We start from the raw sequence: 15304 nt of genomic DNA, 5'->3' as shown, positions 1-15304 counted from the left end.
CCGTGGCTCAGTCGGCCCACGCCCTGTTGCACCAGCCGAATTCATCATAGTCTTCAAGACACTGGTCAACAAGCGACAGCATCTGGTCCATCGAGCCGTCGCGACGGGCGATCGCGGGCAGCTGCAGTTTGACCTCTTCGTGATTGCCGGCGTAGTTGCGCTCATAGAGTTCGTGACGGCCGGCAAACTCGGATCCGGTCGCGTCCCACAGAAGCTTCATCAGCTTGATGCGCTCCTTGTAGCCGATGTCGTTGGAGCCGCGCACATAGCGTTCCAGATAGGCATCGATCTCCGGGTTCTGGAAATCCTTCGCCGAGGATGGCAGGTAGATCAGCGCGGAGGCCACGATCTTCTGCACGATTTCCTTGACCCGGCCATAGGCATCCGGCGCCAGCGCGCGATAGGCCTGGGCTGCCGTCAGGCCAGGCAGCACGGCGCCGTCAGCGAAGGGCTCCGGCGTTCTGGCCATGGCATCGGAGAGCGACCAGAACAGGTGCCGAAGCGCGATCACCTCGCCCTGCAGGACCTGGTTGCCGCGGAATTCGTCGCCGCTGGTCATGTGCAGCGCCTTGGTCAGGAGACCCGCGAGAAAGTCGAGCTTGACCGCGAAGCGGGTGCAGCCGTGAAAGCAGGTGCCCTGCAGATAGCCCGTGTCCATCAGGAAATCGATCGGCTTGTGGGCCGGCCCGTGCACCAGCACGTTTTCCCAGGGCACGAAGACATTGTCGAGCACCAGAATGGCGTCATTCTCATCGAAGCGCGACGACAGCGGACTGTCGAACGGGGTCGAGGCCTGATGGGCCGCGAATTCATAGGAATTGCGGCAGATCAGCTTGATGCCCGGCGTCGACATGTCGAGAAAGAACATGAAGGCGGTCGGCGGTTCATTCGTGTCCGAGACCGCGTGATGGCTGAGGAAATTGTAATGGGTCAGCGCTGCCGAGGTGGCCACGACCTTGGCTCCGGAGAGATACATTCCGGCATCCGTTTCCTTGACCACATGCACCAGCACGTCCTTGGCCTCACTGATCGGCTTGGCCCTATCAATAGGCGGATTGGCCACCGCATGGTTCATGAAATAGGTGCGGTCCTGGGCCAGGTGATACCAGCGCCGGGCATTGTCGGCGAAAGGGCCGTAATAAGCGGCATTGGCTTCCAGCGTGTTGACGATGGCCGCCTTGTAATCCGGCGACCGCCCCATCCAGCCATAGCTGAGTCTGGCCCATTCGGCGATTGCCCTCTGCTGGCCGAGCAGATCCTCGCCCGAGCGGGCCACCTTGAAATAACGATGGGTGTAACCGGCCGGATCGGCATCGGCCGGCGCGGTCAGCACCTCGGTACCGCTGTCGTGGTCCTGATGCAGGGCGTCGTAAAGCCGGGCAAGCGACTTCACCGAATTGCGAAAGGCGGGATGCCCGGTGAGATCCGTCACCCGCTCGCCATTGAAATAGACGCAGCGCTGATCCTTCAGACTGTCAATGAACTCGCCGCCGGTCATGGGGTTTGGAGGAGTCGCGGGGATCGCCGCCTCGACGGGATCGATGTCATGGAGGGTTTCAACCGACATTCTTTAGTCTCCCTTCCGGAACGTCCTGCCCGGCGGGCTGGTCGCTTGGGTTCATCCAGTCAGCCAGCGACTTGCCGATCTCGGCAAGCGCCGCTTGGGACGTCATTTCGTGATGCGTGCAATCGAGCACATGCGTATCAAACCGGCCCGATGTCAGGGCCTGCCAGGGATCGGCCTGCAACGACATCATCCGCCAGGATTGCCTCGAGACAAAATGCAGGAGCGGACAGGTGAGGCGCCCCGGTCTGTAACCATGGGCGAGCCGGGCATTGTTGCGCGCGATCCGCAGCATATTACCGAAATCCGCCGGCTGAAGGTCGGCAAGCGGATGTCCGCCAGCTTTCAGAAACCTGCCTATCTCTTCAAAGGAAATATCGTCCGGATCGCGCCCCCCCGGGTCAAAACCGACCATCTCGAAAAAGGCACCGCGCGCGCCGCGGTCGGAGAGATCCGGAAGCGGATCGCCGGCAGCCATCGGATAACTGTCCAAGAGGGTGAGAAATTCGACCTTGCGGCCTCCGGCTTCAAAGAGCCGCGCCATTTCAAACGCCGCAAGACCGCCGAAGGACCAGCCGAGCAGGCGGATCGGGCCTTCCGGCACAAACTTTTCGACACACGCCACATAATCCGTCGCCATCTCGCCGAGCGTTCCCGGCAAGCGGGCCTCTCCGGCATACCCGAGTGCCTGAAGCGCGATGATCGGAACATCCGCCGGCAGCACGGAGACCAGTCCGGCATAGGTCCAGCCAAGACCGAAACCCGGATGCACGCAAATCAGGGGCGCTTGCCGTCCGGCCGCCCGGATCTGCAGAACCGGGTCGAGCAGTCCTGTCTTTCGCCCGCCATCGGAGGACAGAAGACCGCGCACCGTCGGCGTTTCGAAGATTTTCCGCAGGCTGACCTCCAGACCCATGCGCTCTTTCAGGAGCATCTTGAGCCGGGTCGCCAGCAGGGAATGCCCGCCCATCTCGAAGAAATTGTCATCCGGCCCCGGCATCGCGTCCGGCAGGACTTCGGCGAACAGGTTGCACAGCAGTGTTTCCTGAAGGGTCCTTGGCGCTGAGGACGCTGCCCCGCGCACCGGATCGGGCAAGGCCAGCCGGTTGAGTTTGCCATTGGGCGTCAAGGGCAGGTCGGGCAGAACAACAATATCTGCTGGCACCATGTGATCCGGCAGGTTCTGCTGCAGCAGGATGCGCATGGGGCCAGGCTGCAGATCCGCCCCCGTCTGCGCCACCACATAGGCAACCAGGGAAGGTCCCTCGCCCCAGCCCGGCCGGACAATCACCGCAGCCCTGGCGACATTGGTCATGGCGACTAGCGCGGCTTCGATTTCGCCCGTCTCAATACGATGGCCACGGATCTTGACCTGCCCGTCGCCGCGTCCGAGGAACGCCAGCGACCCGTCCGGCTTGCGATAGACGATGTCGCCGGTCCGATACATGCGGGCACCGCCGCCGGCAAAGGGATCGGCAACGAACCGCTCGCCGGTCAGGTCAGGCCGGCCGTGATAACCCCGCGCCAACCCGAGCCCGCCGATATAGAGTTCGCCCGCGACACCGCGCGCAACGGGCTTCAACGCTTCGTCCAGGACATAGGCCCGCGTATTCCAAACGGGCAGGCCGATCCCGGGGCCTGACGCCGGGTCCTGTGCAAGCGGTTCGCGCAGGGACCAGATGGTGGTTTCGGTCGGGCCGTAGAGATTGTTGACCGGCCCCACTTTTAGGAGCTCTGCGGCAAGACCCGCGTCGAGAGCTTCCCCACCGACAAGCACGCGTAACTCCGGCAGCGGCCCGGACATCAGGAGCCCCCGCCAGAGCGACGGGGTCGCCTGCATCACAGTTGGCTTTTCCAGGGCAATCCAGTCGGCGAGGCAATCCGACTCCCGCTGGTTGCCTTCGAACAGGAGCAAGGTTGCTCCTGCCAGCAACGGTCCGAAAAGCTCCAGTCCAGCGATGTCGAACCCGATCGTGGTCGCGCTCAACATCCGATCCTGGTGCGTCAGCCCGAGATCGCAGCTGAGGCCGCACAGGAGGTTGCTCAACCCCTGCCTTGTGACCACGACACCCTTGGGCTTGCCGGTGGAACCGGACGTGTAGATGGCATAGGCCGGATGACGCGGATCGATGGGCTGTTTCCGGTCACGATCCTCGGGCGCCTTTGTTGAGGCTTTTGCCAGCTCCGCTTCGGTCTCTGCCGCGTCCATGACCAGCAAGTCGCAACCCTGCAGGCCTTCGGTCAGCCCGGAGGCTGTCAGCACCAGTTTCGGCGCGGCATCGTCCAGCATCATCGCGATCCGTGCCGGCGGATAGTCCGGATCGAGCGGCAAATAGGCCCCACCTGTTTTCAGGACTGCCAGCAGCGCCACCACCATCTCCACCGAGCGCGGCAGGGCAATTGCCACAAGATCCTCCGCGCCGATGCCCCGCTGGAGCAACAGATGCGCCAATCGGTTGGTGCGCTCTTCCAGTTGCGCATAGGTCAGCCGCTCGCCGCCACCGACCACCGCCTCACGATCCGCGTGACGGCTGGCTGTCACCGCGATCAGATCGACAAGATCGCCCTCCGGCAGACTGTGGTCTGTCTCGTTCCAGCGGTCCTGAACCGCCTTCCTCTGCTCTGGAGCAAGTGTCTCCAGCGCTCCGAGCGCCGCCCCCGGCTGGTCGGACATTTGCCGCAACAGATGACCCAGCTGGTCCAGCAGGCTCCGGCCGAGCTCCGCGCCGATCCGTTCCGCCCGGCAGTCCAGCCGCAACAGCAGCCGCTCACCCGGCACCACCATCAGGCTCGCCGGATAGTGCGTGCGGTCGCGCACCTCCAGGCCCTTGATCCCGAGACCAGTCTCCCCGCTCGCGCCCATGTCCTCCACGTCCGGATAGTTCTCGAACACCATCAGCGTATCGAAGAGGTCGCCCAGCCCGGCCCCCGCCTGGATCTCCGGCAGGCCGAGATGCTGATGGGGCAGCAAGGCCGCCTGTTCGCCTTGAAGCTCTTTCAGGAAGGCTTCGACAGTAAGGCGTGGTTCCGGCCGCGCCCGCACGGGCACGGTGTTGATGAAGAGCCCGGTCATGGTCTCCACACCGGCGATCTCCGGCGGACGTCCCGAGACCGTAGCCCCGAAAACGAGGTCCTGGGATCCACAGATGCGGCCGAGCAGGATCGCCCAGGCGCCCTGCAGGACCGTGTTCAAAGTGATGTCCAGCCGCCGGGCCAGTGCCTCCAGGGACCGGGTTTCTCCGGCGCTCAGAAATGCATCGAAGCGCAGAACGTCCCCGGACGTGTCCGCAGGCTGACCGTGTACTGCGGCAGCAAGGCGGGTTGGTTCTTCCAGACCGGCAAGCGCCTTCTCCCAGGCCTGCCGGGCTGCGTCCCTGTCCTGGCGCTGCTGCCAGCCGAGATAACGATCGAACGGAACCACCGGCGGCAAAGTGCCCGTTGCTCCGGCCTTAAAGATCTCCTTGAGTTCCCGCATCAATACCGGCAGTGACCAGCCGTCCAGGAGGATGTGGTGATTGGTGAGAATGAGCTTTGAACAATCGCCGGCCAACCGCACCAGACAGGCGCGCAGGAGCGGTCCAGTCGCAAGGTCGAAGCGCTGACGCCGGTCTTCGGTGAGAAGCGTCTCCAGAGCCCCTTCCGGATCTTCGGCGTCCACCAGATCCACCACCTCGAACGGCAGCACGGCATCCTTCAGGATCACCTGCACCGGATCGCTCACGCCCTCGTGGCAGAAGACCGCCCGCAGCGGCGCGTGCCGGGCGACAAGCGCTTTGAGGCTCCCCTTCAACCGGTCCACGTAAACCTCGCCGTCCAGATCGACGACCGTCTGCACCAGATAGGCATCCTCGCCCGTCTCCGCGTCCATCAGGCCGTGGAACAGAAGACCCGACTGCAGGCCGGTCAGAGGCCAGACGGTTTCAAGCCGGGCGCCGTAGGTGCTCTTCACATGCGCAAGATCGGAATCGCCGAGCCAGCCCGGTACGAGCTCCGTCTCGGCCTCCTGTCCGTGCCTGACAACCGCGACCGCGGCGAGTTCGGCCGGCGTCTTGGCGTTGAAGACGTCCCTGGCGGAAAAAACCAGTCCCGCCCGCCGCGCCCGGCTGACCAGCTGGATCGACAGGATGCTGTCGCCGCCAAGCGCAAAAAAATTGTCGCCTGGCGCCACGTTCTTCAGCCCGAGCACATCGGCATAGAGACGGCAAAGGTCCGCTTCGGTCTTGCTGGCCGGTTGCTTGGTTTGCGCGCTGCGGATCTCCGGCAGTGGCAGGGACTTCAGGTCGAGCTTGCCGTTCGTGGTGAAGGGCAGCTTTTCCAGAACCACGCAATGGGCCGGAACCATGAAGGCCGGCAGCGTCTCTGTCAGGTGCTTGCGAAGGCGCGTGAGATCCGGAACAGCGCCAGCCGTCCCGACAATATAGGCGACCAGCTTCTTTTCCCCCGGCCGGTCCTCCCGGACAATCACCGCGCATTGGCCGACATCGTTCCGCCGGCCGATGACATTCTCGATTTCCTGGGGTTCGATCCGGAAGCCGTTGATCTTGACCTGGTGATCCGCGCGGCCAACGAAGACCAGGAGCCCGTCGCTGCGCCAGCGCACAAGATCGCCGGTGCGGTACATCCTGGTACCGGGCTCCCCGAAAGGATCGCTGACAAACCGCTCCGCGGTCAGCCCTGCCCGATCCAGATAGCCGAGCGTCAGGCACTCACCGGCGAGATAAAGCTCACCGACCATGCCGATCCCGACCGGCCGCAAGCGGTCATCGAGAATGCGTACGGCGCAATTGTCGCGCGGCAGGCCGATCGGAACCTTGTGGGCGTTAGAATCGAGCGACCGCATCGCATGCCAGGTTACGAAGGTCGTGCCTTCCGCCGGACCATAGCCGTTGACGAAGCGCGTGTCGGGTGCGGCAGCGGTTGCCCGCCGCAGGGCTTCCGCGGATGCCGCCTCGCCGCCGATCAGAACCGACTTCAAAGGCCTGAAGGCCTCCGGTTTCTCGCCGGAGATGATGTTGAAGAGCCGCGTCGTGATACAGGCGGCGGTTATTCCGTGGTTCTCAATCAGCCGGGCAATCGTCTCCGCGTCCAGAAGGCCTGGAGGCGCAACAAAGAGCTCCTGCCCCAGCATGAGCGGCGTCCAGATCTCGTAAGTCGACGCATCGAAGGCATAAGGGGAATGCAACAACACCCGCTGATGCGATCCGTCCGGCCAGCACCCGTCCAGCGCCAGCGCCTGGATGTTGCGATGGGTGATCGCGATGCCCTTTGGCCGTCCGGTGGACCCGGACGTGAACAGCACACAGGCAATCTGGTCGGCCCGGACGGCCGGCAACGGCACGTCTTCGAGATCCGCGCGCAGATCGGCGAAGGCCGTACAGGGCACACTGCCAATATGAGCGGGATCTTCTGCCCCACCATCAATCAGGACCAGGGCCGCACGGGTATCGTCAACGAGCTGGGCGAGCCGTTGCGGCGGATCGTTCCTGTTCAGGGGGACATAGGCGCCCCCGGCCTTCACGATCGCCAGCGTCGCAATGACAAGATCGACGGTTCTCTCCATGAACACGGCAACCCGTGCCCCGGGACCAACGCCGCGGCTTACAAGATTGCGCGCGACGCGGTCCGACTGGACATCGAGCGCGGCATAGGAAAGCGCAGTGGTTTCGCTGTGCAGCGCCGCGTGGTCTCCCTGCTGCATCGCGAGCAGCCTGAACCGGTCGACGAGTGAGGTCCCAAGTTCAGGCCTTGAGACGAGCTTGCCCTCACAGAGGCCGGCGAGCCGGTTTGCTTCGCTGGCTCCGACAATCGAAAGATCATCGATCCGGCAATCCGGCTCCACGGTCACGGCCTCGAGCATTGCGACAAACCGTTCGGCAATCGTCTGCGCCACCTGCTGGCCCAGGAGATCCGTACGGAATTCGATCTGGCCCCGCACACCAGAAGGTAACCCGTCTTCACCACGATGGACTGTCAAATCGAAAGACAGGTCGAATTTGGACGCCATCGCCGGAAGGTCTTCCGCAACGCAGGTCAGTCCGGGCAGCGTCAGCCGCAGTTCACCTTCCATGTCCAGCGCGAGCACCAGCTGGAACAGCGGGTGGAAGGACAGGTCCCGGTTCGGAGACACCGCGTCGACCACCAGCTCGAAGGGAACGTCGCGCCGGCGATAGGCCTTGAGGTTCCGCGCCCGTGTCGCTTCCAGCAAATCCAGGAAGGACGGCTGGCCGGAAAGATCGGACCTGAGAGCCAGCATGTTGACGAACAGCCCGACCGTTTCTTCAAAACACCTGTCCGGCCTGCCGTCGACCGGCGTGCCGATAACGATGTCCTCGCCCGCCCCCAACCGGTACAGTGTTGCCGCGAGCGCCGCCTGAAGCACCATGAACAGGCTCGACCGGTTCTCCCGCGCGAACTCGTCCAGCCGGGCATGCAGGTTTTCAGGGATATCGAGCGGGACACTGTCCCCGTCCCAATAACCGGAGCGGCGGCGCCCCTCCGCGCAAGGCAGGTCGAGGCACTCGGGTGCGCCCTCGAGCTCCGTTTTCCACTCGGTAAGATAAGCGGACATCTGCCCGGCCGCATCGCGCTCCTGGCCGTCTCTTTGCCAGACCGCGAACTCCGCATAGCGCGCCGAGCGAGCCTCCCATCGAGGAACACGTCCCGCGCTGCGCGCCACGAAGGCGGTCTCGAAATCGGCAAGAAGCCGGCGAACGGCTCCCCCGTCGAGAGCGATATGATGACAGACGAGCTGCATCATGTGGGAACGGCTCTCGGCGCCGTTCTCTTCCGAAAGGAGATGAACCCTCAACGGCATATCCTTGCGCAGATCGAAGGGCCGGCTGGCAAGGCGGTGCAGATCCACCTGAATCCTGCCGGAACCGGTCACTCCTTCCAGCGGGATGTCCGCCTCCGCTCCTTGCCGGAGAATTTCTTGATACGGTTTTCCGGTGTCGTCTTCCGGGTAGACGGTTCTGAGGATCTCATGCCGGTCGATGACATCCCGCCAGGCCTTGCGAAAGGCCTCCGGATCGAGCCGGCCCTTCAGGCGAAAGGCATAGGCGAGGGTGTAGGAGACATCATCCGGATGCAGCCTGTTGAGGAACCAGAGACGTTCCTGCGCCGGCGAAAGCGGTACTTTCTCCGGCAGTGGCACCGGCTTGAACCCGCCTTTGCTGGCGCCCGCGACCGCCACATATGCGGCCAGCTTCGCTGGGGTGGGCGCCTCAAATATGCTGATCGGCTCGACAAGGACGCCCAGCTTGTCGCGCAGACGGTAGGCAAGGCGGGCGGCCAGCAGAGAATGACCGCCAAGAAGAAAGAAATTGTCGTCCCGGGAAACCGTTTCGACCCCGAGCACCTGCGCAAAGAATTCGCAGATGGCTGCTTCGACTTCCGTTTCAGGGGCCGCTTCCGGCATCGGGCCGGTGCCGGCCGTTTCCAGGTCCGGCAGAGCGGCCCGGTCCAGCTTGCCGTTGGGTGTTAACGGCAAGGCTGCCAGCGGCACGATTGCGGAGGGCAGGTAGGCCGCCGGGAGTTTCTCCGCCAAGGCTTTCAGAAGCTTGCCAGGGTCCCGGTCCGCATCCTTCTCGAAAACCACATAGGCGGCGAGGAAGATCTCCCCGCTCGCCCTTTTCTTCGAGACCACCGCGGAGCGGGCAACCGCCGGCAAGCTGTCGAGGGCGGCAGCGACCTCACCGGGCTCCACCCGCACACCGCGGATCTTCACCTGGTGGTCCGAACGTCCGAGATATTCGATGGTGCCGTCGGGCAGCCTGCGCGCCACATCCCCCGTCCGGTACAGAACCGATCCGGGAGGACCGAAGGGCGAGGCCACGAAGCGTTCAGCGGTCCTGTCGGCCTGACGGTGGTAACCGAGGGCAAGACCCGCCCCGGAGATGTAGAGCTCGCCCTTATCGCCATCCGGAACCGGCCGAAGCCTGTCGTCGAGGAGATGAATGCCGGTGTTTCTGACCGGCTTGCCGATCGCCACCGTCTCGCCGGCAACGCACCGTGCCCACAGGCTGTCTCCTGCGGCTTCCGAAGCGCCGTAGAAGTTGAAAAGCCGGGCGCCGGGAAGTTTTTGGGCAAAGGCCTGCATCAGGCTGGACGGCAGCGGCTCACCACTGCTCACCCAGGTACGGCATCCCACCAGATCATTCACGCACTCCGCCTCAAGCAGGCTCGCCAGCTGGCTCGGCACTACGGTCAGCCGGGTGATGGCGGAACTTGCCACGGTCTTTGCCAGGCGGCGGGGGTCGCCGGCGATCTGTCCTTCCGCAATGACGACAGCGCAACCGTTGGTCAGCGCGCCCAGCAATTCCGTCGAGCCGTCGATGAAATTGAGCGATGTCTTGAAGAGGGTCCGCTCCCCCGGTGCGAAGGGCAGGGCCTCAGCGATCCAGAGCAACCGGTTGGCAAGCGCGCGCTGCCGGCCGAGCACGCCTTTGGGCCGTCCCGTGGAACCGGACGTATAGACCAGATAGGCAGGGTCATCATCGGATGGAGGCCGAACAAATGTCTCTTCGTCAGGAGCAGTCACCTTCTGTGCGGCGAGCGCCCGCTGAAGCGCGCCGGAATCCAGAAATACCGCCTTCTCCGTCAGTCCGGCTGCTTCGAGAACAGGCGCAACCGCCCGCTCCGCCAGGATCAGGTCCGGCTTTGCATCCTGCAGCATGTCGCGCAGGCGCTGCAACGGATAGGCCGGGTCCAGCGGCATGTAGCAGGCCCCGGCCTTGATGACGCCGAGCAGGCAGACGACCAGGTCCCGTCCCGCCGCACAGCCGAGCGCAACGATGTCGCCCGCGCCGATGCCGCGCCCGGCCAGATACCAGGCGACCCGGTTGGACTCCTTGTCGAGATCGGCAAAGGTGAGCCAGGATCCCGGCAGGATCAGTGCCTCCTGAGCCGGATGGTCCCGGACCCGCCGCGCGAACAAGTCCCGGATGGAGGGGCCTTGCGCAATGCGCTCAAGCGGGCACACGTGACCGGTAGCCGCCGCCCCCTCGTAAGAGGAAGCTTTCGCGAAGGCTGCTTCGGAACTTCGGTCGCGGGATGCCATTCAGATCAACTCCGTCGAAGGCTCGCCAAGTCACGTGCACGGTGTCTCGATCGGAACCACCCAACGGCGGTGCCGGTCATGTCAGCATTGCAGTCCAAGTCTTTGTCTGAGAGTGAGCGGTTCTTGTGCCGCTTCTCTGAGATGTCCGCGTGCGCGCAGGATCGGCACGACGGACCGGGAAAACTCATCGAAACTTCCGGGAAAATGCGTGGGAGTGATCACGAAACCATCACAGGCTTCGGCCAGGAAATAGGCCTCCAGCTGGTCGGCCACCTGTTCCGGCGTGCCCACCAGGCGCGGCGTCGATGTGCTCCGCGACATGCGGATGGCGATGTCCCGAAGGGTCCAGTTTCTGGCCCGGTCTTCCGCCCGGATCCGGTCGAGCCAGGGAAAAGCGGCCCCGCCATCGACGGCCCCTTTCCCGGAAGCCCCGGCGGTTTTCTCAAGCACTTCGTCGATCGGCGTCTCTGGGTCGAAGCCGGTCGCATCCCGGCCGATCATGCCTGACAGAAACGCGATCGCCACATCGGGACAAATGAGCTCGTCCAGATAGTCGGCACGCGCCCGCGCGATTGCTTCCGTTTCGCCAACCACCGGCTGCACCGCCGTGAGCAGGAAGATCTTCTCCGGGTCGCGTCCCTTTTCGGCTGCTCGCCGCCGCACATCGGCCCGCAGTTCGGACATCCCGTCCGCATCGGCCTGGATCGCAAAGATGACATCCACCCATTTGGCGGAGAAATCGCGGCCGCGCGGCGAAACACCGACGCTCATCAAGATCGGCTCACCGTCCGGACCGGCGGGAAGCGACAGGGGACCGCGGAGCTGGAACAGGTCGCCCTCGTGATCGATCGGACGGATCTTGCCGATGTCCGCGTAAATGCCGGCGGCCTTGTCGGCGACGAGCGCGCCGTCCTGCCAGGACTGCCAGAGGCTCCTGCAGATCTCCAGGATTTCCTCCGCCCGGTCATAGGATTCCGGCGAGGTGAGTTTCGGGAAGTGGCCGAAATTGTGCCCGTTGCTCGGCCCGGCCGAGGTCACCACATTCCAGGAAATTCGCCCCCGGCTGAAATGATCGAGCGTGCTCAGCGTGCGCGCGAGATGGTAGGGCTCCATATAGGTCGTCGACAAGGTCACCGTGAAGCCGAGCGACTGTGTCACCGAGGCCATCAGCGAGACCAGCTGGCTGGGATCGTGCCGGATGGCGCCGACCGCGCCGCGTTTCAGAAAGGTCTCGTAATCGTTGCTCAGGCCTGTCGTGACGCTCAGGGATTCGGGGATGAAGGCGAGGTCAAAGCCGCCGCGTTCCAGCGTAACCGCAGTATCCTTGAAAAGATCCGGGTCGCAGAAATCCGTTTCGCTGTAGGGATGGCGCCACATTCCGGCAAAATGGCTTCCGGGAACCAGGATATACCCGGCCAGGAACATGTGTCGCTTGGCAATAGTTGAACTCAAATCACCCCCCTCGAAGGCGCAGTAATCGTCGATTTACAGTTTCAACAGTTGCAATTCATTCAGTTTGCACATTCATACCGTAACGGCAACACAAAATGGTTACACGAAATTCACCGGTCACAACTGTTAACTTTCCTTAATTCTCCCCGCTAAATTGTAGAACGCTCCACTTTTACTAAAGTCTTTGAAAGACGCGCAGTGTGTTTCCATAGAAAACCCGGGGAATGTCCTCACTCTTCAGAAGCCGGAAACCCGCCGCTTCGACTTCTCTTTCGAGCGCCGCCGTTTTCACCTGCCGGACCCATTCGCCGGAAAAGAGGAGATCGTCCAGATTGTGCGCCAGACGGCGCAGGAACGGCTTTTCGACCATATCCTTGAACAGAAAAAGACCGTTTGGGCCCACCCGGCGCAGGGCCTGCGCGACCGCCTGCGCCCGGTCCGCTTCGGGAACGTGATGCAGCACATCGACCATAGTGACCACGTCGAAGCGGTCATCTGGCAGCTCCTCAAAACCTCCGATTTGCCGAAACGTGACGCGCTCTCCCCGTCCCGTGCGCTCCGCCGCCTTTGTTGCGGAGGCAAGCGCGTCGCCGTTCACGTCGCAGCCGACCCCTTGCCGGATCCTCTCCGACGCCAGTAGAATCGCCAGCAGGGCGCCGTTGCCACAGCCGACATCCAGCACCTTTGCATCTGAGGGTATGTGCCGTTCGAGATGATCGAAAGGACAGACATAGGGCCGCGCGGAAATGAGCCGGCGCAGCAGCTTCGGTTCGTAATCATAGAGATCGTAGAGAAAACGGCTCAGCGCCTGCCGGTCGTAGCTGAAGGAAGCTGAACTGGACGACACGTACGGCTCCTTCGCTCTGGGTCCGGCCGCCTGTCAGCGGGCCGGAAATTAACCATAAGTTGCAGTGACGTTAAGCCATGCACCGCGACTTAAGCAAATTATTGTCGCCTTGCCTAGCGTAAGAAACACGCTTGCCACCGCGTTCTTTTCTTGCAAGTCTTCTGCCGTAGGCCTTGACCAGGCCGCGCCGGAAGGCATTGACAGACCTTGTTTTATTCAGGCTGCGGACCGCCGGACCAGCCAAATGCCCCAAAGGACAGGTCTATTCCAGGGAGCGCCGGATGAGCGTTGCGGAAGACGAAGTTGAGGCGAAGGCGGCGAAGAAGAAGCCGCGCAAGGCCCATAGGCTCAGCCGTACCGACAAGGTGATCGCCTATCTTCTGCTGCTCGGCTTTGCCGCGATTCTGCTTTGGCCCCTCACCTTCTTCATCATCGGGCCCGGCGAGGTCGGCGTCCTGTTCAGAACCCTCACCGTCGGCACCGAAACCAAGTTTGTCTTCCCGGAGGGCATCAACGCGAAATGGCCCTGGAACCGCATCTACCGGTATGAAGTCCGTGTTCAAAAGCTGGACGATACGGTCCACGGTCTTTCCGCGGACGGTCTGCGCATCACCTCGGAAATCTCGATCCTGTATCATCCGATTGCCGAAAATGCCGGCAAGCTGCACAAGGCCATCGGTCCGGACTATGCAGAACGTTTTGTGCGCCCGACCGCGATCGAGGCCGTGCGTTCGGTGATCGGCAAATACGATCCGCATGAGCTCTATCAGGTCGACATGACCAAGCTTGAAGCCGAGGTCATGGACGTGATTGCCACGAGCAAGCAGGACCTGATCTTCTTCGAACAGGTCATCATCAAGCGCATCCAGCTGCCAAAGGAGCTCAACCAGGCGATTTCCAGGAAACTGACCGAAGAACAGAATGCTCTCGCCTATGAATATGTCCTGGAACAGGCCCGCAAGGAGGCGGAACGCAAGCGCATCGACGCGATCGGCTACCAGACCTTCTATTCCATCGTTGCGGACGCTCTGACGCCGCAGCTGCTGACCTGGCGCGGGATCGAGGCGACCGTCGAACTTGCCCAGTCCAACAACAGCAAGATCGTCATTGTCGGCAGCGGCAAGGATCAATTGCCGCTCATTCTGGGCAGCGACATTGCCAATCAGCCGGACCTGCCAGCCCCGGCCGCCGTCAACCCTCAGCGCTACAGATTGCCGGATTTCAATTCTTTGCCGAAGCTCTTCCCCTCTGCGAGCGCGCCACAGGAAAACACGCCCGAAAGCGCTGAAGGCAGCCAGGAAGACATGCCGGACGCGGACACGGCAGGAACGCCTCCCACGGATGGTTCTGCCGGCGAAAACACGGAAAAGGTGCAAGACGACACCAGATAGCGCCTTGATTGCCAGATTGAATTCGGGGCGCACACGAGCTACCCTAACGTGAGTTAGCAGCCGATGCTGCCAAGCTGGGAAAGGAATATGTGAAATGACGACGAAGTCCACTCGCACAAGTTCCGCCAAGGCAGGACCTTCCGACTCCGCCGAAGAAGCCGAGAAACTTGCCGAAAGCACGCAGCAATCCGACACCGCGGACATGTCCCCGGAGGAACGCACACAGCTTGCCGACAAGGTCATCCGCGACCATGTGATCGTCGGCACCGGCACGGGGCTTATTCCGATCCCGATCTTCGATCTTGTCGCCGCCATCGGCACACAGTTGAACCTGATCCGGAAGCTGGCGAAGGTCTATGACGTGCCCTTTTCCGAAAACCGGGCCAAGACCGCTGTCACCGCGCTGCTTGGCAGCCTTGGCGGCGTCGGCGCCGGAACTTTCATCGCCTCGAGCCTGATGAAGACTGTTCCCGTTCTGGGCACGGCCCTTGGCATCGCCGGATCCGGAGCAACGCTCGGCGCCTTCACCTTCGCCGTCGGCAAAGTGTTCCAGCAGCACTTTGAATCCGGTGGCGACATCCTGAATTTCGATGTGGCCGCCTATAAGGACCATTTCCGGAAAATGGTGAAAAAGGGTGAAACCGTCTCGGAAGAAAAGCCGGAAGCCGCCTGATGTATGTCGCCCCTCTGGTCATCTATCTGGTCCTGTGTGTTCTCGTCGGCTACCGCGGACGGGAAACACGTCTCGGGTCATTCGGCTGTTTCCTGGCGAGCGTGATCTTCACGCCCGTTCTGGTCTTCGTGGTGCTTCTCCTGACGGAACCGCCGCGGTTCCTGTCGCAGAAATAGCCTGGCTCAGACAAGAGTACCCCAAACGTCAAAAAGCCCGCAGGTTTGTACCTTGCGGGCTTTTTTTGATTTTGTTTCGGTGTGAGGATTTGAGTTTTTGTCCTGGGCTTCGGGCTTCGCGCTTCTTGGGGCGCCTGGTCAGC

General features: G+C 62.7%; 7 protein-coding genes. 3 read left to right on the top strand and 4 right to left on the bottom strand.

Features of this window, described 5'->3' with window-relative positions:
- Positions 1-7 precede the first annotated feature (7 nt).
- The 4 genes from M0H32_RS24405 to M0H32_RS24390 form a co-directional block, all read right to left on the bottom strand.
- A complete protein-coding gene (locus M0H32_RS24405) occupies positions 8-1498 on the bottom strand; it encodes a 4-hydroxyphenylacetate 3-hydroxylase N-terminal domain-containing protein (RefSeq protein WP_248158756.1) in 1491 nt (496 codons plus the stop codon).
- Between the two features lie 58 nt (positions 1499-1556).
- Positions 1557-10622 (bottom strand): non-ribosomal peptide synthetase, encoded by a 9066-nt coding sequence (locus tag M0H32_RS24400; protein WP_248158607.1) that lies wholly within the window; start codon positions 10620-10622, stop codon positions 1557-1559.
- Between the two features lie 81 nt (positions 10623-10703).
- On the bottom strand, positions 10704-12074 hold the full coding sequence (locus M0H32_RS24395) for an NtaA/DmoA family FMN-dependent monooxygenase (protein WP_248158606.1): 1371 nt from the start codon (positions 12072-12074) through the stop codon (positions 10704-10706).
- Between the two features lie 175 nt (positions 12075-12249).
- Positions 12250-12921: a class I SAM-dependent methyltransferase gene (locus M0H32_RS24390; RefSeq protein WP_248158604.1), complete on the bottom strand. Its 672-nt coding sequence runs from the start codon at positions 12919-12921 to the stop codon at positions 12250-12252.
- A gap of 281 nt (positions 12922-13202) precedes the next feature.
- On the opposite strand from M0H32_RS24390, the gene M0H32_RS24385 reads away from it, so the two are divergent.
- From M0H32_RS24385 to M0H32_RS24375, 3 genes are all read left to right on the top strand, one after another.
- Positions 13203-14312, top strand: a complete 1110-nt coding sequence (locus M0H32_RS24385) for a prohibitin family protein (protein WP_248158602.1) — start codon at positions 13203-13205, stop codon at positions 14310-14312.
- A gap of 94 nt (positions 14313-14406) precedes the next feature.
- The gene (locus tag M0H32_RS24380; protein ID WP_248158599.1) at positions 14407-14985 is read left to right on the top strand and encodes a YcjF family protein; all 579 of its coding nucleotides are present in this window, start codon (positions 14407-14409) and stop codon (positions 14983-14985) included.
- Positions 14985-15161: a hypothetical protein gene (locus M0H32_RS24375; protein WP_248158596.1), complete on the top strand. Its 177-nt coding sequence runs from the start codon at positions 14985-14987 to the stop codon at positions 15159-15161. The genes M0H32_RS24380 and M0H32_RS24375 overlap by 1 nt, the downstream gene beginning before the upstream one ends.
- Positions 15162-15304: the final 143 nt, after the last annotated feature.

It is taken from the genome of Roseibium sediminicola, assembly GCF_023156505.1.
Taxonomy (GTDB): Bacteria; Pseudomonadota; Alphaproteobacteria; order Rhizobiales; family Stappiaceae; genus Roseibium; species Roseibium sediminicola.
Note: the sequence above shows the minus strand (reverse complement) of the source record. Positions and strands in the feature narration are given on the sequence as shown.

Bases quoted from the DNA above. Each gene is read 5' to 3' on its own strand.
- M0H32_RS24385 (WP_248158602.1), top strand. From the start codon at position 13,203: ATGAGCGTTGCGGAAGACGAAGTTGAGGCGAAGGCGGCGAAGAAGAAG.
- M0H32_RS24400 (WP_248158607.1), bottom strand. From the start codon at position 10,622: ATGGCATCCCGCGACCGAAGTTCCGAAGCAGCCTTCGCGAAAGCTTCC.
- M0H32_RS24405 (WP_248158756.1), bottom strand. From the start codon at position 1,498: ATGACCGGCGGCGAGTTCATTGACAGTCTGAAGGATCAGCGCTGCGTC.
- M0H32_RS24375 (WP_248158596.1), top strand. From the start codon at position 14,985: ATGTATGTCGCCCCTCTGGTCATCTATCTGGTCCTGTGTGTTCTCGTC.
- M0H32_RS24380 (WP_248158599.1), top strand. From the start codon at position 14,407: ATGACGACGAAGTCCACTCGCACAAGTTCCGCCAAGGCAGGACCTTCC.